The sequence below is a fragment of the Paenibacillus sp. FSL M7-0134 genome (assembly GCF_038007865.1).
Taxonomy (GTDB): domain Bacteria; phylum Bacillota; class Bacilli; order Paenibacillales; family Paenibacillaceae; genus Paenibacillus; species Paenibacillus polymyxa_B.
Window position 1 is genome coordinate 1 of sequence record NZ_JBBOXV010000005.1, and the last position, 3,054, is coordinate 3,054.

1 rRNA gene is annotated in these 3,054 nt (G+C 53.0%); it reads left to right on the forward strand.

Annotation, left to right across the window (positions count from 1 at the left end):
• Positions 1 to 125 precede the first annotated feature (125 nt).
• Positions 126 to 3,052: ribosomal RNA gene (locus NSQ58_RS26695) — 23S ribosomal RNA — on the forward strand.
• Positions 3,053 to 3,054: the final 2 nt, after the last annotated feature.

Genomic DNA, 3,054 nt, shown 5'->3' on the forward strand with positions numbered 1-3,054 from the left:
TCCTTTAAGCTGATCTTGTGTAAACAAGTGAAATAAAGGTAGCAGGTAAGGAAAGATCTTTTGCCTTTGGCAAAAATCATTCTTTATCGAACATCGACATTTTCTTTCTTTGAAAGAAAAGTCTAGGTTAAGCTACAAAGAGCACACGGAGGATGCCTAGGCGCCAGGAGCCGACGAAGGACGTGGCGAACAACGATAAAGCCTCGGGGAGCTGTAAGCAAGCTTTGATCCGGGGATGTCCGAATGGGGAAACCCGGCTGTCTTCATCGACAGTCACTTTCTGCTGAATACATAGGCAGAATAGAGGCAGACCAGGGGAACTGAAACATCTAAGTACCCTGAGGAAGAGAAAACAATAGTGATTCCGTCAGTAGCGGCGAGCGAACGCGGATTAGCCCAAACCAAGGAGCTTGCTCCTTGGGGTTGTGGGACGTCTCACATGGAGTTACAAAGGAACCGGTTAGATGAAGAGGTCTGGAAAGGCCCGCCAGAGAAGGTAAAAGCCCTGTAGTTCAAAACTTGTTCTCTCCGAGACGGATCCCGAGTAGTGCGGGGCACGTGAAACCCCGTATGAATCCGGCAGGACCATCTGCCAAGGCTAAATACTCCCTGGCGACCGATAGTGAAGCAGTACCGTGAGGGAAAGGTGAAAAGCACCCCGGAAGGGGAGTGAAATAGATCCTGAAACCGTGTGCTTACAAGAAGTCAGAGCCCGATCTATGGGTGATGGCGTGCCTTTTGTAGAATGAACCGGCGAGTTACGTTCCCGTGCAAGGTTAAGGTGAAGAGCTGAAGCCGCAGCGAAAGCGAGTCTGAATAGGGCGACTTGAGTACGTGGACGTAGACCCGAAACCGGGTGATCTACCCCTGTCCAGGGTGAAGGTGCGGTAACACGCACTGGAGGCCCGAACCCACGCATGTTGAAAAATGCGGGGATGAGGTGGGGGTAGCGGAGAAATTCCAATCGAACCCGGAGATAGCTGGTTCTCCCCGAAATAGCTTTAGGGCTAGCCTCGGAAAAAAGAATCGTGGAGGTAGAGCACTGATTGGGTGCGGGGCCCGCAAGGGTTACCAAGCTCAGTCAAACTCCGAATGCCATAGATTTAGTTCCGGGAGTCAGACAGTGAGTGCTAAGATCCATTGTCGAAAGGGAAACAGCCCAGACCATCAGCTAAGGTCCCCAAGTGTGTGTTAAGTGGGAAAGGATGTGGAGTTGCACAGACAACCAGGATGTTGGCTTAGAAGCAGCCACCATTGAAAGAGTGCGTAATAGCTCACTGGTCGAGTGACTCTGCGCCGAAAATGTAACGGGGCTAAACACACCACCGAAGCTATGGCTTGATGCAATGCATCAGGGGTAGGGGAGCGTTGAATGCGGGTTGAAGGTGTACCGTAAGGAGCGCTGGACTGCATTCAAGTGAGAATGCCGGTATGAGTAACGAAAAGATCTGTGAGAATCAGATCCGCCGAAAGCCTAAGGGTTCCTGAGGAAGGTTCGTCCGCTCAGGGTAAGTCGGGACCTAAGGCGAGGCCGATAGGCGTAGTCGAAGGACAACAGGTCGAAATTCCTGTACCACCGTAATCCGTTATGAGCAATGGGGTGACGCAGTAGGGTAGTGACGCGGACTGATGGATGTCCGTCTAAGCAGTGAGGCTGGTGTGTAGGCAAATCCGCACATCGTAAGGCTGGGCTGTGATGGGGAGCGAAAATTGTAGTAGCGAAGGTCATGATCTCAGACTGCCAAGAAAAGCCTCTAGCCAGGAGAAGGTGCCCGTACCGCAAACCGACACAGGTAGGCGAGAAGAGAATTCTAAGGCGCGCGGAAGAACTCTCGTTAAGGAACTCGGCAAAATGACCCCGTAACTTCGGGAGAAGGGGTGCCTCGGTAGGGTGAATAGCCCGAGGGGGCCGCAGTGAAAAGGCCCAAGCGACTGTTTAGCAAAAACACAGGTCTGTGCGAAGCCGCAAGGCGAAGTATACGGGCTGACGCCTGCCCGGTGCTGGAAGGTTAAGGGGAGTGGTAAGCCTTCGGGCGAAGCTATGAACCGAAGCCCCAGTAAACGGCGGCCGTAACTATAACGGTCCTAAGGTAGCGAAATTCCTTGTCAGGTAAATTCTGACCCGCACGAATGGCGTAACGACTTGGGCGCTGTCTCAACGAGAGATCCGGTGAAATTTTAATACCTGTGAAGATGCAGGTTACCCGCGACAAGACGGAAAGACCCCATGGAGCTTTACTGCAGCTTGATATTGAATTTGGGTACGATCTGTACAGGATAGGTGGGAGCCGTAGAACTTTGAGCGCCAGCTTGAAGGGAGGCATCCTTGGGATACCACCCTGATCGTATCTAGGTTCTAACTTGGTACCGTGATCCGGTGCGAGGACAGTGTCAGGTGGGCAGTTTGACTGGGGCGGTCGCCTCCTAAAGAGTAACGGAGGCGCCCCAAGGTTCCCTCAGAATGGTTGGAAATCATTCGAAGAGTGCAAAGGCAGAAGGGAGCTTGACTGCGAGACCTACAAGTCGAGCAGGGACGAAAGTCGGGCTTAGTGATCCGGTGGTACCGCATGGAAGGGCCATCGCTCAACGGATAAAAGCTACCCTGGGGATAACAGGCTTATCTCCCCCAAGAGTCCACATCGACGGGGAGGTTTGGCACCTCGATGTCGGCTCATCGCATCCTGGGGCTGAAGTAGGTCCCAAGGGTTGGGCTGTTCGCCCATTAAAGCGGTACGCGAGCTGGGTTCAGAACGTCGTGAGACAGTTCGGTCCCTATCTGTCGTGGGCGTAGGAAATTTGAGAGGAGCTGTCCTTAGTACGAGAGGACCGGGATGGACGTACCGCTGGTGTACCAGTTGTTCCGCCAGGAGCACCGCTGGGTAGCTATGTACGGAAGGGATAAGCGCTGAAAGCATCTAAGCGTGAAGCCCCCCTCAAGATGAGATTTCCCAGTATGTAAGACCCCTTGAAGACGACGAGGTAGATAGGTTGGGGGTGGAAGTGCAGTAATGCATGGAGCTGACCAATACTAATCGGTCGAGGGCTTATCCTAAA